The organism is Vibrio algarum (assembly GCF_028204155.1).
GTDB lineage: Bacteria > Pseudomonadota > Gammaproteobacteria > Enterobacterales > Vibrionaceae > Vibrio > Vibrio algarum.
In genome coordinates this window covers 974,405-990,579 of the sequence record NZ_JAQLOI010000003.1, presented here as the reverse complement: position 1 = coordinate 990,579, position 16,175 = coordinate 974,405, and the positions used below count along the sequence as shown (strand labels likewise).

Below are 16,175 nucleotides of genomic sequence, written 5' to 3'. Positions count from 1 at the left end.
AAATTCTTCGAATCTGTTCTCGCCGCTTGTTTGTATCAGCCACGAGATATTCAATTAGTAGGTCGCTGTGTTAAAGCGTTTTGCAATAAGCTTGGTCACCATATTAATAAACAGCACGAGCACAATCAGTACGGTTGCTGTTCCGTAAGCTTGGTTCCATTCATCTATGGTAAATAGCTCTGTCGTTAACTTATATAGGTGAACGGTGAGTGTTCTGCCAGAATCGAACAAGGACTCTGGTACACGTGCCACCATACCAGCGGTTAAAAATACTGGGGCTGATTCGCCGATAACACGACCAATACTAAGGATAACCGACGTTACAATACCCGGTGTAGCGCTTGGTAGAATTAATCGCCAAATTGTATATATTTTTGAGGAACCTAACGCATACGACCCTTCTCGATATGTTTGTGGTACCGCTATTAACGCTTCTTCTGTGGTACGAATAATCACCGGAAGAATAAGAATGCTTAGCGTTAATGCACCGGATAAAATCGAGAATCCAAGTCCAAGAACCCCTACAAAAAAGGTCATACCAAATAGACCAAATATAATCGAAGGTATACCCGCTAGAGATTCCGTACAAAAACGAATAACTTTAACTAAACGACTGCCTACTTTTGCGTACTCAGTTAGATAAATTGCGGTCATGATCCCTAATGGTGCTGCTACGGAAATTGACGCTATAACCATATAAATGGTTGAAACAATCATAGGGAATATACCCTTTTCATCACCCGTCGCCGTATAGTCACTAGAGATGAACTCCCAGTTCACATATTGCAGACCGTTAGAAAGGATGTACCAAATAATCCACAATAAAAAACCAACAGTTAACGCTGCTGCGCCCCAGATTAAAGTAGTAAGCACTTTATCTTTAATTTCACGAGCTTGTTTTAATTTTACCGTATCCATAGTCATTACTTCGCTCTCTCACGGTTCAAGTAAAGTAGCGCTGCATTTAACAGCATAATAAACACCAGTAACACAACACCTGTAGCGTAAAGGGCACTCGCATGGATACCACTTGCATAAGACATTTCTATTGCTATGTTAGCCGTAAGTGTTCGAGCTGCATCTAAAATACCTTCTGGCATCGCAGGAGCGTTTCCCATCACCATGATAATCGCCATGGTTTCACCAAGAGCACGACCAATACCTAAGATAACACCGGTCATAATGCCGGAACGAGCAGCAGGGACAAGCAGCTTAAAAATGGTAAAGATGCGTGAAGCCCCCAATGCCAAAGAGCCCTCTTTATATGAATGAGGTACCGCTCTAATGGATGTTTCGGAAACCGTTATTACTGTCGGTAAAATCATAATACCTAGAACGATAATACCAGCCAAAATAGTATTACCTGCTGGCACATCAAATACGTTTTGTATCAATGGCACAATAATGACTAGACCAAAGAATCCGTATACAACGGAAGGGATACCAGCGAGCAGTTCAACCGCTGGACGAATGATATCCGCTAATTTTTTGGGGGCTATTTCAGCAATAAAAATCGCTGTTAGCACACCAATTGGTACACCTACAATCACTGCACCGAAAGTGGAAACCACTGAAGCGACAATCATCGTCAATACGCCGTAAAGCGCTGGTGGTAGCCAATTTGTTCCAAGTACAATGCCTGAAACACCGGCAGCTTGGAAAGCGGGAATACTTTCTACAATGATGGAATAGCCGATCACTGCAAGGGATAAAGTACCAATAATTGCACTGGTTAAGAATAAGCCATGGAAAATACGTTCTTTCCAATCAACACCTTTTTTTGTACGTAAACCGTTTGATTTAACGCTTGGCATAAGCTCTTCACTATTAGTCGCGATGGTCATATAAAACTCTCACATTTCGATTTATTCGATATGGAAAAGGAAAAGGCTCAGCCCTAAAGATTAGCGGACTGAGCAATCATTACAATTGGTTAAACTTAGTTAACTGAGATGTAGCCCTTTGCATCAACGAGCTTCTGCGCTTCGTCTGCTACCATCCAATCTAAGAACTTTTGAGTCTCAGCAGACGGTTTGCCTTCTCGGTATAAAACTAGGAAAGGACGAGCGACTTTATAAGAACCGTTCTTAACGTTATCAACTGATGCGTCAACACCGTCAATCGCCAGAGCATGGACGGATGAGTCAACCGTGCCTAAAGAAATATAGCCAATTGAGTAAGGGTTAGAAGCTACATTAGTCTTTAGAGCACCGTTACCAGCAGCAACTTGTGCGCGTTGAGAAATAGCCGATACTTTCATGCCAGAGACTTTTTGCTTCAGGCTCATGATATCTTCGAATGCACCACGAGTACCTGACGCTGTATCGCGAGTAATGGCAACGATTGGTTTGTCTTCACCGCCAACATCTTTCCAGTTAGTAATATCGCCTTTATAGATTGCCGTTACTTGCTCACTCGTTAGCCCTTGAATCTTATTCTTAGGGTTCACGACAACAGCGATGCCGTCACGAGCAACAACAAGCTCTTTAAGTGAGTCTTCTTTTTCTGAATCTTTAAGATCTCGAGATGACATACCTAGGTCAGCGGAACCATTTTTTGCGGCTTTTACACCCGCTGAAGAACCAGGTCCTTGGACCTCAATGAAAACGCCTTCATGCGATTTCGTATATGTTTCGCTAAAAACTTCCATCAGTGGAGTTACACTTGAAGAACCTACAGCTGAGATAGTTTCTTTCGCTGAAGCTGGAGTTACTGCTAGAGCACCAAGAAGTGCAATTGCACCGATTACTGTCTTTTTCATCACAATTTCCTTTAAGGGCATATTTGCCGTATGTGTTTTGTTTGAACGAGAGTAACTTTAGGGCTTAAATGTGACAGTTGTGTTTCAGTCTGTTGAACACTCTATGACAGTGATATTTATTCAAGGATTCGACAGGATTAGTTCTTAGCTTTTGAATATTAAGTGATTTAATTGATTAGACCGTAGATATTTGGATAACTTTCAGCCATTAAATAATCAATGACATAAATAATATTACCGTTAACAAAACCATTTGTGATAATAGAAAAAAATAAAACCCCAACCCTATTTCGTATAGGCTTGAGGTTTCAACTGTATTTTAATTCACGCGTTTCTAGTGGCTAGTATGCATATCATGAGTTGGACTGTGGCTTTCGACATACGCTTCATATCGACCGCGAAGCACAATCGTAACTAAGCCATAAACAAGACCAATGACACAATAAACAAGTTCTGTAATCGTCGCAGAAACGTAGGTCGCTCCACCTACATAAGACATAAAGCCAAAGAAGGTACCCGCACCCACAAACAGAGCAGGAACAAAATCAAATGGTGGTATGCGCTCTAAGCAAATACAGGGAATAACAACAAAGAAAACAGCAACGGGAAATGCAAAGAACCCAAGGGTAGCTAAAGATCCACCCAGCTCCATTATCGCTACCGATGCAACTATTCCTGCAATATAACCGAAAAACGTTTTTTTACCGCCTTCAATGTTACAGCCCGCCATGAAATACATCGCCCACGCGATGAAGGCTATCCAGCCGAATCCTACATTATTTTCAACCGGCATAAACCCAGCAATTAATTGATCCAAAATCTGAATCGTAAATGCTAAGAATGCCACCATTATGGGAATAAGTATAAACTGTGAAAATTTCATCATTACCTTCCTTAAGCTTGTGCGCTCTTTTCAGTTTCATATAGGTCGTACGCTTGTATTGGTGTTAGGCCACTATGTACAACACCATTGATTGCTTTGATCATTCCCACTGGACTGTCTGACTGGAACACATTACGCCCCATATCAACACCTGCAGCACCTGCTTGAATGGATTTATACGTCAGTTCTAATGCTTCCATTTCGGTTACTTTTTTGCCTCCAGCAACAACAATAGGAACGGGACAAGCAGCGACTACCTTTTCAAAATCATCACAATAGTATGTTTTCACTATGTGTGAGCCGAGCTCAGCCAAAACACGTGTCGCCAACATGAAGTAACGAGTGGTTCTTGCCATCTCTTTCCCCACCGCTGTAACACCTAGAGTCGGGATACCTAAGCGAGCCCCTGAATCAATCGTTTTAAGTAAATTATTTAAGCTTTGACATTCACCATTTGCGCCAATAAAAACTTGAACAGCAAGACAGGAAGCATTAATTCGCACTGCATCATCAATATCCACAGCCGTAACTTCATGGCTCATATCATCTTTTAATACGGTGCTACCCGCACTTGCTCTCAAAATCACAGGTTTATTATGTATAGGTTGGATACAACTTCTTAATGCACCGCGAGTTGCCATTAATGCATCCGCATAAGGCGCTAAAGGCTCTATGCTCAAATCCATACGTTCTAATCCAGCCGTTGCGCCCATCATATAACCGTGATCAAACGCTAACATTACTGTTTTACCAGTATCTGGCCTAAAAATACGGCTTAGGCGATCCTTCATCCCCCAATCAACATGGTCCATTCCTTTTACATAAAACGATTGGTTTGCTTGTGGGACATCCAAGCCATAATCTTTAGCCAATTTCATTCCATCTTTATCTGCCATTTTTCTCTGCTAGCCTCTTAATTGTTCTATATATTGTGTAAATGATTCGAAAAGAAGCGCCATACTTGTTGCACCTGGATCAACATATCCAATGGCTTTCTCACCCATATTTTTTGCTCGCCCACGGGTTGGAACCATTTCAATCGTTGCTTGACAACCTTGTTCTGCTGCATGCGATGCAGCTTGGAACATTTGATCCACACCAGCACCGTTATCGGCATAGGTTTCTAGCGTTTCTATAGCGGGGATCAACGCATCTAACATGGTCTTATCACCTTGGTGAGCACCGCTAAATTGAATCATGCGATCTAGTCCTGCTCGAAAAGTAGCGGCAATCTGTGAAGGTGAAAGTTCAGGTTCAACTAATCCAGAACCAATCCCAATAAATAAATTCCCGATTAACATACCTGCGGAACCACCGTCTTGACCCATAATTGTCCAGCCAAGCTCGTCCACTTGTTTACTCCAATCACCAGATGCAGGGTGTTGCATAAACTCTTCTATACAGTGGCAAACACGTAACATGGTCGTTCCATGATCACCATCCCCCGTCTGCCCATCTAATTCATTAAGGTGTGGCACTTGCTCTAATATTCGCTCAGAAGCGTGTGCAAACATGCCAAATAACAAATCTTGATTGAATGTGATCATTATTCTTCTCCTGATTTATGGCAAAACGATGCCCTACGCCTAAGCACAAAACTTGGGCATATATAACTTTGAGTATTCGTTTTATTAATAAGTTTGGCTTGCCAACTCGTTGCTCATTGAATTATTACTCAATAAGACAATCGTTTATTTAAATACCGAACCTTTTATAACGTTGGCAAGCTCATAATCGATTATTGTTGAGTCCAATATGGTGTGTTACATGGCTTATCCCAAAAACTCAGCGTTTCGGCATCAAACTTACCAACACACATCTGGAAACCAGCCATCTCTTGAACCGTTAAGATTTCCTCTACTTTAGATCGCGCTACCGTCGCACCTTTTTCATTGAGTGACAAATGGCTAGCACGTGCAACAATAAACATCTCCATTAAGGTAGTCGCGCCAGTACCATTAATGACGAGCATCAGGTCATCACCTTTTTGCAATTCAATCGCCTTACATAATTGCTCTAGCATAATGTTAGCGGTGTCATCTGCGGTTTGAATCTTCATACGACCACCCCCACCTTCGCCATGCTGCCCCATACCAATTTCCATTTCATCGTCAGCCAAGTCACCAATAACCATCCCTGATTGAGGGTGCGTTGCATTACTCATCGCCACTGCCAATGTCGCCATATTTTGATTGAATTTTTCAGAAATTCGGTAAACTTCGTCCAAATCTAATCCTGCTTCTGCAGCCGCACCAGCAATCTTGTAAACGGGTACGCAACCGGCTAGGCCACGACGATCTTTAATATCGACATCCAAACCTGCACTAATATCTTCATGGGTAAGCAACATTTTCACATTGATACCTTCGCGTTTCGCCATCTCCATTGCCATGTTAGCTGACATGACGTCACCTTCATGGTTGAGAACAATGAACAACACTCCAGCAGGACAGTTCGCTAATTTCAGTGCTTCGAATACCTTAGGAGCACCTGGAGCGGCAAAAATGTCACCGACCACCGAGTAATCCAACATACCTTCACCAACATAACCGCTCAATGCAGGCTCGTGCCCTGCACCACCAAGAGTCACAATAGCGACTTTATTCGGATCTTTGGGTGTACTGCGACAAACAATTTTTTCTGAAACTACTTTAACTTTTTGTGGAAAAGTTAAAGCTAATCCTTGAAGGAGTTCTGAGGTGATATTTTCACTATTATTAATAAATTTTTTCATTGTAGGATTCTCTTATTACGTTATTCGATATATCAACGTTGGTAATTATTTTATAAAAATTGCATTAGCTCTACTGGCGCTTCATCTTCCATTACAAACGCAATTTTTAAGGATTCATTCGCATTAAATGGTTCAAGCAATACTTTTTTACCTTTCATCGCTTCATCCAAATCATCTACCTCATATGCGATATGAGCGGTTGTTTTTAACTCTTCAGGCATCGGGCTATCTTCTAGAAATCGCAACCACTCAATACGATTTTCGCTATCGTTAAAATCTGTGCAATACAAACCAATATCAGCATTAAGAACTTCACCTTTATGCTCGACATTTGAAGGTATACCTATGTGATTAAATTTCTTCATTTCTCGCTCCTTGGATAAATCACTTCATTTAGTTGACGAGACTAATATAGACAGCTAAATCAAAGTAAAACGTGATCATAGTCACACCCGGGGGCTTATTGTAAGTCATTGTTTTTGATAGATTAATGTGTTTTATTGCACTTTTTAATTAGCAAGTGCAACAGAATGGGCATAGATTGACAAACAGGCAAGTGCAACAGAGTAAGTTCGTATTTTACGGGCTATATGTGAATATTCAGCAGCAAGTGCAACAGAACAGGGTTACGTATCGATGGGGGAAAATGAGCAAGTGCAACACGTGACTCAACTCTCAATTTCTAAACTTTTTTAGCTAAAATTCCGTCATCGATTAATTTATTTATCTGTTCAATGGTAAGTTCTGGGTGATGATGCAGGATAAACTCCTGACATTGCTCTCGCTTCCAACCAATACTCACCAACTCTTTAACGAGTTCTTCGTATTGCTTTTCTATAATCTGCGTATGAAATTTTTTACGGTAAATGGCCATTCTTTGGGCCAGTTGAGGCTCATAGCCATAAGGGCCAGAGTTTCGGGAAAGTTCTCTACTCACTGTTGAACGGTGAACCTCGAGAACATTAGCAATTTCCGTTTGAGATTTACCCTCTTTTCTAAGAGCCCAAATCTGCAATCTTTTTTCTTCCGTCAATTGCTTATACATTATCGTCCCTTTAACTGTCTCAAGTTGTTGTGATTAGAGTGCAATAAATAAAACAATTATTCTGTGAGAAGTGATTTATAACCGCATTAAAAAAGCCCTACCAATCAAGATTAGTAGGGCTTCGAATTTACGATGTTTTCTTATTCATCAGACGCTGGTGGCTCGGATTTCACCACTTTCTTTTTCGGAACAAACACAGCATCACCAACCGCTACATTTTTGTAGAAAGTCTTGTCATGCTTAACCGGTTTTTTGTTCGTTTTCTTTGCCTGTGGTCGTTGTTTTTTCTGTGAATTATCGCCCTTTTTAAAGGCTGGTTTGCGAGGTTTAATCCCTTTAAACTTACCTTTTAAGCCTTCTAGTTCTGAAAACACGATATCTTGTTGCAAGAACGTTTCTACGCGCTTAAAGCTTTCCCAGTCCTTTGGTCCCACTAATGAGATAGCAGTGCCTTTATTACCCGCACGCCCTGTACGACCGACACGATGCACATACTCTTCCATATGCTTTGGCATATCAAAGTTGATCACATGCGTCACGTTAGCAATATCTAACCCGCGAGACGCAATATCCGTAGTGACAAGAATCTTAAATACGCCACGTTCAAACTGACTCATGATAGTATTACGTTGAGTTTGAGTTAAATTCCCGCTTAACGCTACGGCCTTTAGACTTTTCTCTGCTAACTCTTTAGTTAAGCGTTCAGTATCTGCACGTGTTGCTGTGAAAATAATAACTTGGCGATAATCTGCTTCACTAATGACACGATTTAATATCGCCTCTTTATGATCTAAGTGATCACACAGATAAAATGACTGAGTAATATCCTTATGCTCTTCATTTGAAAGACCAATAGAAATACGTTTTGGGTCCTTCAACATTTCGGAAGCAATACTATTTACTTCAGCATGATCCATCGTCGCTGAGAACATCAGCGTTTGGCGACGACGATGCTTAGCTAAACTATTGATTTTTCGAAGCTCAGGCGCGAATCCTAGATCGAGCATTCGGTCTGCTTCGTCTAGTATCAATGTGTCGAGAGTATCGATAAAGAATGAGCGGTGCTCAAGATGATCCGCTAATCGACCAGGCGTGGCTACAATGAATTTTGGGTGCTTTCTTAACGCTTTAACTTGATCGTTAAAGTTTTCACCACCAACGATAAGCGTCGCCGTATAAGAAAGGCCACCTAACATACCACGTAGTTCACCATACACCTGTTTAGCCAGCTCACGAGTAGGAGCAAGAATAACAGCTCTAGGATCTCGCGCGGAAAACGATTTTGTTTTTAGCGCCTTATGCAGCATTGGCAATACAAACGCCAACGTTTTACCTGACCCAGTTTTTGAAGAAGCCATCAGATCCTTACCAACAATCGCAACAGGAATTGCTTGCTGTTGGATATCTGTCGCTTCTTTAAACGCGAAATGGTTAAGGTTTTTTAATAAGCGATTATCTAGGCCTAGGTCTTTAAACTGCAAAAGTGTGTCTCCGATTATGAGGTTAAAAATAGCGCGCTATAATAACGCAGATCCTAACCCAATAGATAGAGATCACAGAGATTATTTACAATCGCGTTATTCTTCTTTTTATCTCTATGCGAGAATTTCATTTGATACATTCTTTGATCCGCATGGCGAATAAGCTCATCGATATCATCGCTGTCCTCAGGGAAATTTGCAAAACCGATACTAGTAGACAACTCATAACGTATATCTTCATGTTTAAAGGGTTGTTGAAATACCTGTTCCAACGCTTTGCAAAAGTCGTCTGCTGAAAGTACTTCATTTTCAGGCACCACTACTGCAAACTCATCACCACCTATTCTGAACGCATGAGCTTTTGTCATTCTTATCGAATTTAGACGCTTTGCCACTTCAATCAAGGCGCCATCACCAACTTGATGTCCGAATTGGTCATTCACTTGCTTAAAGCCGTTGAGATCCAACAGAAATAAGTTAAATGACCTGTTTTCATGATTGAATTCATCAACCAAATTAAACAACGAAAATCGATTAGGCAACGACGTCAATGTATCTGTCATAGCAAGGCGTCGGCTATGTTTAAGCTCCCTTGAAAAGATAAACCCAATAATTAAGATGCACACAACCAAAATTAAAAGAAGGGCTGTTTGCATAAACTCCAAATTATTAACCTGACTTCTTCTTTCTAAATACAAAGGACTAGCGACCCGAAAATTACGATTAGTATATTGGACCAACTTTTGATGAACTTCGGTTGCTTTATTTACGAATTCAATAGAACTTTTCGACGTGTTTTCTCCAATCGTCTCCAGTAGAGGTTCCATTTCTTTAAACTCATCGAATAGCTGAGTGAAAAAAATTTTGTACCCTCTAATGACATAAAATCATCCGCTTCTTTATTAGTAAGCAGTAAATCAAAACGACTCCAAGCAAGATCATATTTGAGTAATACTTCAGGTAGATGACCATCTCCATCGCCTAAATGACTCGCATTTGATACAAGGTCAATCAACTCCTTATTCAGTTGAAAAAGATACCATGTTGCTTGATTCTGCTGACTAGCAAAAGAAGATCCTAACTTCTTAGTTTCACCCAATATATAGATGTTCGCTATTAGGATAAGCACTGCTATTGTTGCCATTAACGTTTTAGCCGTTTTTGAATAGAGATGCATTTTTTTATGGGGCGGGCTCTCTTCATAGCTTACCTATCTGTATTTTTTCTAACTGCCAAATCATTTGAGAATGATAAAGGCTGTGATCAATACTAGGGTGATCAGAAAGAGAATAAATAATCCAATAAGGCCCTTTTTCTCTTACTGTCATTTTCTTCCCATCTTTCAAATAGGCAATGATAGGGTTATATCTTTCAATGTCGCTTTTTCCAATTTCTATCGAGTAATCGTTCAAGGCTTGGAAGTACACTATATCTGGGATTTTTCCGTATTCGTTCATCAAAAAGTCTGATAATGAAACCCCTGTAAACTCTGCTTCACCAAGAAACCAAGGTAAATGGGTAGTAATAGGGGTAACAGGCATCCTACTAAGTTCATCAAAGGTGAACGATTTACTGGGATGATCTGAAACCTCAAAAACCAAATCACGCGCCAAACTTATCGGGCTCAACAGTACCATCATTAATACAAAGATAAGAACTCGCATGTAACCCCCTACATATCAAATCTTTATAATAACTATAATGCTAACTATCAATTGTTACAAATAGGAAACAAAAAAGTAACAATTCTCATTGAGCTATGCATACCTATTCTAGTTTCATCCTTTAAGCTTAAGACCGACTATTTGAGTTATCTATTTCATTTTTATCAACAACGGGATCACAGATTATCAAACTAAAGTTAGTTATTAGCTATTGCACTAAGCCTTTTCGTTGTCTAATTGTTGGTTTTTTTCTAGAACTTCTAACAGTTTTGCGTGCGTTTTAGTGCTCTCTTCTAAGGATGTTGCTGTCAATTGAATGGAGTTTGCCATACTTGCAACATTACTCGTGGCCGACATGATCGTGTTCTGTATAGGTCGAATCACAAACCAATATAAGCAAGCAATAACAACAACTAAGGCCACCAATATCAAAATGAGCATAATAAGTATATTCATCTTAAGATCGCTCAAAAAAACTTGAGTATTTGCAACAACTGATTCCTTTGCTTTTGTAATCGCCTCTGGCAAAGCTTCGACAACCTCTGTAGACGACATTGTCAATTGGTTAATATTTCCTGATGTTAAGGTAATTACTTCCGCTTGCTCAGGGGTAAGCTCTTGATTTTCTGATATTCGATCTAACGCATCAATCACTTGTTCCATTGATTGGTTGGTAATCAGTATTGCCTCTTCTATCCCTGCTGTGTCCACCACAACATCAAGTTCAATAAAAGGTCCACGTATTTGCGGCTCAGTTTCCAACTTATTCTCCGCAAAAGAGAAACAACTGACCATCAAACAACAGGTGACTAGCATTCGCATCATTGCATTACATTCCTATTTGTATTCATGACATTACCAATAAGAATGACTTTAGCTCATCCGCGCAACGAATGTATTTATTTTTATAGAAAACAAAAAGCCCATCCGAAAGGATGGGCTGTAGGCACAATATTGAAATTGCAAGACAGCGGAATCAACTTCATGCCTCAACATCTTGCTTATTGGAACAACATCTTGCTTATTGGAACAACATCTTACTTTACTTAAAAACTCGGCACTCGCTATAACTTAGTGAGTGCCGATAAAACTAAATACCTTTAATTACGCTTTTGCTTCTGATTTTGCTTCTGCTTTACCTTGCTTGCTCATCATCTTAAGGCCAATCGTAAGGGCCATTGATACTGCAATACCGATTACAAAGTAAGTTAACCATGCCAGTGGCTCGCTGATTACTGGCAGCATGAATACCGCACCACCTGCAACCGTACCAATGGTAATCTTAGAAGAAAGAATCAAGCCTGCTGCAATACCACCACCAATCATATGGGCTGGGATGATACGCATTGGGTCTTTAACAGCGTAAGGGATTGCACCTTCAGTGATGCCACAAAACCCTAGAATTGCTGTAGAAGGACCTGCAAGACGGTCTTCCTTGTCGAAGAAGCGTTTAAATACGAACGACATGATACCTAGAGACATACCTGGGATACATTTAGCCGCAGTAAATGCTGCGTAGAAGATAGATGCATCACCTAAGAAGCTACCACTTGTACCAACACCAATACAGAACATGTAAGCGGCTTTGTTGACCGGCCCCCCCATATCGAAACAAGCCATTGCACCGAGGATGAAACCAAGAATTAGAAGGTTATTAGTTCCCATTGATGTCAACCAGTCTACTAAACCAGAGTTTAGCGTTGCGAAGAACTTACCAGGGCCAGCGTACATGAAGAGTAGAGTTAACACACCTGCAAGAAGCGGGGTGATGATAATCATCTTAACCGATTCTAATACCGCTGGTACCTTAATCTGACGGACAAGCATTACAAATAGCGCTGCTGCCGCACCAGCTACCAGACCTCCAAGAAACCCACCGGTCATAATAGAAATCTTGCCGAAACCGCCACCCACAGCAACGTAACCACCTACAAAACCTGGAGCAAGACCTGGCTTACCAACCATACCGTAAGCAGTAAATGCAGCTAGAACACAAATCAACAATGGGTTGAATGCTTTCAGCGTACTGTAGTACAGAAAGTGCATAATTCCCTGGAATGATGATTCGAACTGCGCTTTTGCTTCAGGCTCTGCAATCGCAGCATAGACTTCTTTCTTAATTGCACCTATTTCGCTGTTTGCCAAACCTTCGGCGGCATTAATAATACCTAGATCAGCATAAGTTTTACCAGTGTACTCAGTTAGGATCGCTTCATCATAAAGGTGAGTATAATCGTAACCAAAGAATAGGTTTAATAGACCTACACAAAGACCACCGATTATTACAAGAGGGATGATGTGAGATACGCCTGACAATGCTCCTTTATACCAACTCTTAAGGAACTTCATCACGAAATTGTCGTTGTTTTCTTCTTCTTGCATAAATTCGTTAGAAGCTGAAGTTGCAGAGGCTTTCTTTTCACCACCACTGGCTTCAATTTTTTGCTCTAGAGCATCAATCATTTCGTCAGCTTTCTTAATGCCGTCTTTCACTTTACCTTGAACAGAAAGCAAACCGTCAAAACGTTCCATTTCCGCAACACCAACATCTGTTGCGAAGATGATACCTGAAGCTTCAGCGACATCTTTTGCAGTGATACGGTCATCGATACCGTTAGCACCTTGCTTCTCTACTTTAATTTCGTAGCCGCGCGCTTTTGCCTTATTTTCTAAGGTCTTAGCCGCCATATAGGTATGAGCGACCCCAGCGGTACATGCAGTAATTGCTAAGATTTTCATCTTGTTATCCTTTGTTTCGTCTCTCTACAGTTTCGAACTAGTTGTGCTCTTTATCAATACTCTCTTCGATCTCGTAATAAAGGGAGACACCACTATTTCAGAAATATATGAGTCAGTCACGACTTACTCAGTGACTATATAATCGTACTATTTGTCCTAATTATCCGTGACAAAAATCACATAAGAAGATTTTTATGTATTGTAATTGTATTATTCTGCATGTGATCACATTAATACAACTAGATAATACAATGATAATTACCATGCAAAAACAAAAACAAAAACTTGTATTACATTTTAACTTATTGTTTATAATTGAAAAAATAAAGAAATATTGGCTAAACCACCTTTATAAACCAAAAAATAGAACGGCACCCTCACCGTATATCTTAGAAAAACATTACATACTTGTTAGAACGAATTGGAAATAAAAGTGACCACCCTCGGTTAGAAAATAGAAGTGTAGTAAACAAATTACAGTATTGGTATGAACATAATTTCAACATCAATTTATCTTGCTTGCTTGAGCTAATCCAATACTAAAATGATGTTCGATTAACGAAATACTGATACTTTTGTACTCAGACCAAAATGTCTGCACATTATCGAAACGCGATTACTTTGTGGTTTACTCAGAAAAATAGCGGTATAGCCGGACAGGAATGTTCATCAACTCGAAACAAAACAGGTATGAGGGCCTTCATTGATACGGTTTATCACATAATACAGTTGTTTATGGCATTGCTCTCAGCCCATTATTTGAATATCTAAACCGAGAAGAAAAGGAATTAATATTAGATAAAGATCTCATTTATACTGTCTTACTAGTGAGACATGAGTATTTTTACAACGTAAATAGTGATACTAGTGCATATCTATATAAAAATATTCTAGTGAATCAATAAGATCAGGTCTACACTAAACAAAGTCCGGAACAAGACTACAATACATAACAGGAGTGTGCATGAACAAAAAATTATTATTAGCAGCTGGTATGGGTTCTCTTCTTTTACTTGGTGGCTGTGCATCTGGTCCAGATGAAGAAACAACAAGTCAACTAAGTGCTCTGTCTTCTCAAATAGACGAGTTAAGCAGTGAAGTTGCAGCACTTAAATCAGAGCAGTCAATGGCTGAAATGAAAGCAAGCAAAGCAACAGATGCAGCAATGTCGGCTCAAGACGAAGCAGCAAGAGCAAACGAGCGTATCGATAACATCGCTCAGTCTTATACTAAGTAATAGTATAAGGTAACGCGGTTTACTTAACTAACTAGCTCAATGTATCTAAGCTCTAACTAGTGTTAGGGCTTTTTTTGTTCCTGCTTAAAGGTTAAAAACTTCGTATCCAATTGAATTGACGCGAATAGTGTAATACATTCGCTCTGTCTTTAATTCATTAGGTTTAGAAGCGTAAATTGGCAAAATTTTATGTTGTTTGGCAAGGTCGTAAAACCGGCATTTTTACTGATTGGGCCACGTGTAAAGCTCAAGTCGAGAAATTCCAGGGGGCTCGCTACAAATCATTCCCTACTCGTATAGAAGCAGAACAAGCATTCGGCAAACCTACGAGTGCGGCTCAGAAAACTAAATTGACCGCATCCAACTCTAAGCTTATCAATAAGTCCAAAAAAGCAAAATCCTCACCACTAACGAATGACCAAATAGATAGCATGCCATATGATATTAAAATCTTTACCGATGGCGCCTGTGAACCTAACCCCGGCGAAGCAGGTTCTGGCATCGCTATCTATAAATCTAATCAACTTACTGAGCTATGGTTTGGTATCTATCAAGCGGACGGAACAAATAATACTGCAGAGTTGAATGCGCTTTATGAAAGTTTAAAAATCAGCCAAACCTATCTAAATAACGGTAAAACAGTTGCTATCTACAGTGACTCTAGCTACTCGATACAATGTTTAACTACATGGGCTAAAGGTTGGGCTAAAAATGGCTGGGTCAGAAAAGGGGGCGAAATTAAGAATGTCGACCTTATTAAAGAGATGTACGCCCTTTATCTGACGCTAGGAAACAAAATTGATATACACCACGTTAATGGTCACATTGGTGTAGAAGGCAATGAACTTGCTGATCGAATGTCGATATTAGCCATAGAAAAAAACAAATAGATCTATGCTTATACACCGAAGCGTTAGACATAGATGAAATTCTAAAGAAACGCCGTGGCTAATTTATGGCTCGAAAAATAAACAGCATTAATAAAAGCAGAAACAATCAGCACCAAGTTGAAAGGAAATATTTTAGATGAGCACTCTTACACCTGAACAAGAACAAGCTATTGCCGTTTTCAAAGGTAATCTTCACCTCCCTGACGGCGGATTTCACCGGCTCATCCTAAACCTTTGTATAGAGTTCCAACTACCATTTCAAAAAGTAAGGGCGGTACTGAAAAAGTCTCAACTTATCATTGAGAATAAGATACGTCATGAATTTGAAAGCGTAGACGAAAATACGCTAACTAAAGAAAACTGGTTAAATATCATTAAACGAACGCTAACGATTATGGCAAATGATAATCAGCCTCTTATGGAAGTTTTAGCTAATAATTCATACTACATAAAAGCACTAGAAAGTATCAAGCACCCTATGACCAGTGAGCAGGACCGAGAAAGCATTCTCGCCGATCTTAGTCAGGCCTATGAGATGGAAGTGTACAAATCTTTGTCTGAGATGCTTTATACCTCTGACCTCTATTGGCATTTATCGGATGACTTAGCTGAAATGACTCAAGAACGCCGCATCCTGTTTAAAGACTACACACAGCACACCGAAGCGATGAACCACCTTAGCGAGTTGTATCTAACCACAGTGTCTCTTACACTAGCAAAAGACGAGAAAAACTAGGCTTT

Annotated in this window: 17 protein-coding genes and 1 pseudogene; 3 read left to right on the top strand and 15 right to left on the bottom strand. The window is 40.0% G+C overall.

The window, feature by feature from the left end:
• Nucleotides 1-54: 54 nt before the first annotated feature.
• The 15 genes from pstA to PGX00_RS19780 form a co-directional block, all read right to left on the bottom strand.
• The gene (gene pstA / locus PGX00_RS19850; protein WP_272139815.1) at nt 55-924 is read right to left on the bottom strand and encodes a phosphate ABC transporter permease PstA; all 870 of its coding nucleotides are present in this window, start codon (nt 922-924) and stop codon (nt 55-57) included.
• Complete coding sequence (gene pstC / locus PGX00_RS19845) at nt 924-1,844, bottom strand: phosphate ABC transporter permease subunit PstC (protein ID WP_272139813.1); 921 nt, start codon at nt 1,842-1,844, stop codon at nt 924-926. Before pstC ends, pstA begins: the two co-directional genes overlap by 1 nt.
• Nucleotides 1,845-1,939: 95 nt before the next feature.
• Nucleotides 1,940-2,761 carry a phosphate ABC transporter substrate-binding protein gene (locus PGX00_RS19840; protein ID WP_272139811.1) on the bottom strand — a complete coding sequence of 274 codons (822 nt, stop codon included), beginning with the start codon at nt 2,759-2,761 and terminating at the stop codon, nt 1,940-1,942.
• 334 nt (nt 2,762-3,095) lie between these two features.
• Entirely contained in the window at nt 3,096-3,647 is a 552-nt protein-coding gene (locus PGX00_RS19835) for a DUF1097 domain-containing protein (RefSeq protein ID WP_272139809.1), read from the bottom strand.
• A gap of 8 nt (nt 3,648-3,655) precedes the next feature.
• Nucleotides 3,656-4,540: a 3-hydroxy-5-phosphonooxypentane-2,4-dione thiolase gene (gene lsrF, locus PGX00_RS19830; RefSeq protein ID WP_272139807.1), complete on the bottom strand. Its 885-nt coding sequence runs from the start codon at nt 4,538-4,540 to the stop codon at nt 3,656-3,658.
• A gap of 9 nt (nt 4,541-4,549) precedes the next feature.
• The gene (locus PGX00_RS19825) at nt 4,550-5,191 is read right to left on the bottom strand and encodes a DAK2 domain-containing protein (protein ID WP_272139805.1); all 642 of its coding nucleotides are present in this window, start codon (nt 5,189-5,191) and stop codon (nt 4,550-4,552) included.
• Between the two features lie 191 nt (nt 5,192-5,382).
• Complete coding sequence (locus tag PGX00_RS19820) at nt 5,383-6,378, bottom strand: dihydroxyacetone kinase subunit DhaK (RefSeq protein WP_272139804.1); 996 nt, start codon at nt 6,376-6,378, stop codon at nt 5,383-5,385.
• Between the two features lie 50 nt (nt 6,379-6,428).
• Nucleotides 6,429-6,743: a VOC family protein gene (locus tag PGX00_RS19815; protein WP_272139802.1), complete on the bottom strand. Its 315-nt coding sequence runs from the start codon at nt 6,741-6,743 to the stop codon at nt 6,429-6,431.
• 317 nt (nt 6,744-7,060) lie between these two features.
• Nucleotides 7,061-7,423 (bottom strand): helix-turn-helix domain-containing protein, encoded by a 363-nt coding sequence (locus PGX00_RS19810; RefSeq protein WP_272139800.1) that lies wholly within the window; start codon nt 7,421-7,423, stop codon nt 7,061-7,063.
• A 140-nt stretch (nt 7,424-7,563) separates the two neighbouring features.
• Nucleotides 7,564-8,904, bottom strand: coding sequence for a DEAD/DEAH box helicase (locus tag PGX00_RS19805; protein ID WP_272139798.1), 1,341 nt, complete (start codon nt 8,902-8,904; stop codon nt 7,564-7,566).
• A gap of 53 nt (nt 8,905-8,957) precedes the next feature.
• On the bottom strand, nt 8,958-9,560 hold the full coding sequence (locus tag PGX00_RS19800) for a GGDEF domain-containing protein (protein ID WP_272139796.1): 603 nt from the start codon (nt 9,558-9,560) through the stop codon (nt 8,958-8,960).
• 110 nt (nt 9,561-9,670) lie between these two features.
• The gene (locus tag PGX00_RS19795) at nt 9,671-10,048 is read right to left on the bottom strand and encodes a hypothetical protein (RefSeq protein WP_272139794.1); all 378 of its coding nucleotides are present in this window, start codon (nt 10,046-10,048) and stop codon (nt 9,671-9,673) included.
• Nucleotides 10,049-10,103: 55 nt separating this feature from the next.
• Nucleotides 10,104-10,568, bottom strand: coding sequence for an oxidoreductase (locus tag PGX00_RS19790; RefSeq protein WP_272139792.1), 465 nt, complete (start codon nt 10,566-10,568; stop codon nt 10,104-10,106).
• Between the two features lie 216 nt (nt 10,569-10,784).
• Nucleotides 10,785-11,330: a hypothetical protein gene (locus tag PGX00_RS19785; protein ID WP_272139789.1), complete on the bottom strand. Its 546-nt coding sequence runs from the start codon at nt 11,328-11,330 to the stop codon at nt 10,785-10,787.
• Nucleotides 11,331-11,672: 342 nt separating this feature from the next.
• Nucleotides 11,673-13,307 (bottom strand): PTS fructose transporter subunit IIC, encoded by a 1,635-nt coding sequence (locus PGX00_RS19780; protein ID WP_272139787.1) that lies wholly within the window; start codon nt 13,305-13,307, stop codon nt 11,673-11,675.
• A 964-nt stretch (nt 13,308-14,271) separates the two neighbouring features.
• Between PGX00_RS19780 and PGX00_RS19775 the strand changes: the two genes are divergently transcribed.
• The 3 genes and pseudogenes from PGX00_RS19775 (at nt 14,272) to PGX00_RS19765 (ending at nt 16,170) form a co-directional block, all read left to right on the top strand.
• A complete protein-coding gene (locus PGX00_RS19775; RefSeq protein WP_272139785.1) occupies nt 14,272-14,544 on the top strand; it encodes an Lpp/OprI family alanine-zipper lipoprotein in 273 nt (90 codons plus the stop codon).
• A 176-nt stretch (nt 14,545-14,720) separates the two neighbouring features.
• A pseudogene (locus PGX00_RS19770) lies at nt 14,721-15,496 on the top strand (ribonuclease H1 domain-containing protein).
• A 74-nt stretch (nt 15,497-15,570) separates the two neighbouring features.
• The gene (locus tag PGX00_RS19765; protein ID WP_272139783.1) at nt 15,571-16,170 is read left to right on the top strand and encodes a hypothetical protein; all 600 of its coding nucleotides are present in this window, start codon (nt 15,571-15,573) and stop codon (nt 16,168-16,170) included.
• Nucleotides 16,171-16,175: the final 5 nt, after the last annotated feature.

What these genes read in the sequence shown, in the direction of transcription:
- pstA (WP_272139815.1), bottom strand. Translation starts at nt 924, where the DNA reads ATGACTATGGATACGGTAAAATTAAAACAAGCTCGTGAAATTAAAGAT.
- pstC (WP_272139813.1), bottom strand. Translation starts at nt 1,844, where the DNA reads ATGACCATCGCGACTAATAGTGAAGAGCTTATGCCAAGCGTTAAATCA.
- PGX00_RS19840 (WP_272139811.1), bottom strand. Translation starts at nt 2,761, where the DNA reads ATGAAAAAGACAGTAATCGGTGCAATTGCACTTCTTGGTGCTCTAGCA.
- PGX00_RS19835 (WP_272139809.1), bottom strand. Translation starts at nt 3,647, where the DNA reads ATGATGAAATTTTCACAGTTTATACTTATTCCCATAATGGTGGCATTC.
- lsrF (WP_272139807.1), bottom strand. Translation starts at nt 4,540, where the DNA reads ATGGCAGATAAAGATGGAATGAAATTGGCTAAAGATTATGGCTTGGAT.
- PGX00_RS19825 (WP_272139805.1), bottom strand. Translation starts at nt 5,191, where the DNA reads ATGATCACATTCAATCAAGATTTGTTATTTGGCATGTTTGCACACGCT.
- PGX00_RS19820 (WP_272139804.1), bottom strand. Translation starts at nt 6,378, where the DNA reads ATGAAAAAATTTATTAATAATAGTGAAAATATCACCTCAGAACTCCTT.
- PGX00_RS19815 (WP_272139802.1), bottom strand. Translation starts at nt 6,743, where the DNA reads ATGAAGAAATTTAATCACATAGGTATACCTTCAAATGTCGAGCATAAA.
- PGX00_RS19810 (WP_272139800.1), bottom strand. Translation starts at nt 7,423, where the DNA reads ATGTATAAGCAATTGACGGAAGAAAAAAGATTGCAGATTTGGGCTCTT.
- PGX00_RS19800 (WP_272139796.1), bottom strand. Translation starts at nt 9,560, where the DNA reads ATGCAAACAGCCCTTCTTTTAATTTTGGTTGTGTGCATCTTAATTATT.
- PGX00_RS19795 (WP_272139794.1), bottom strand. Translation starts at nt 10,048, where the DNA reads ATGGCAACAATAGCAGTGCTTATCCTAATAGCGAACATCTATATATTG.
- PGX00_RS19790 (WP_272139792.1), bottom strand. Translation starts at nt 10,568, where the DNA reads ATGCGAGTTCTTATCTTTGTATTAATGATGGTACTGTTGAGCCCGATA.
- PGX00_RS19780 (WP_272139787.1), bottom strand. Translation starts at nt 13,307, where the DNA reads ATGAAAATCTTAGCAATTACTGCATGTACCGCTGGGGTCGCTCATACC.
- PGX00_RS19775 (WP_272139785.1), top strand. Translation starts at nt 14,272, where the DNA reads ATGAACAAAAAATTATTATTAGCAGCTGGTATGGGTTCTCTTCTTTTA.
- PGX00_RS19765 (WP_272139783.1), top strand. Translation starts at nt 15,571, where the DNA reads ATGAGCACTCTTACACCTGAACAAGAACAAGCTATTGCCGTTTTCAAA.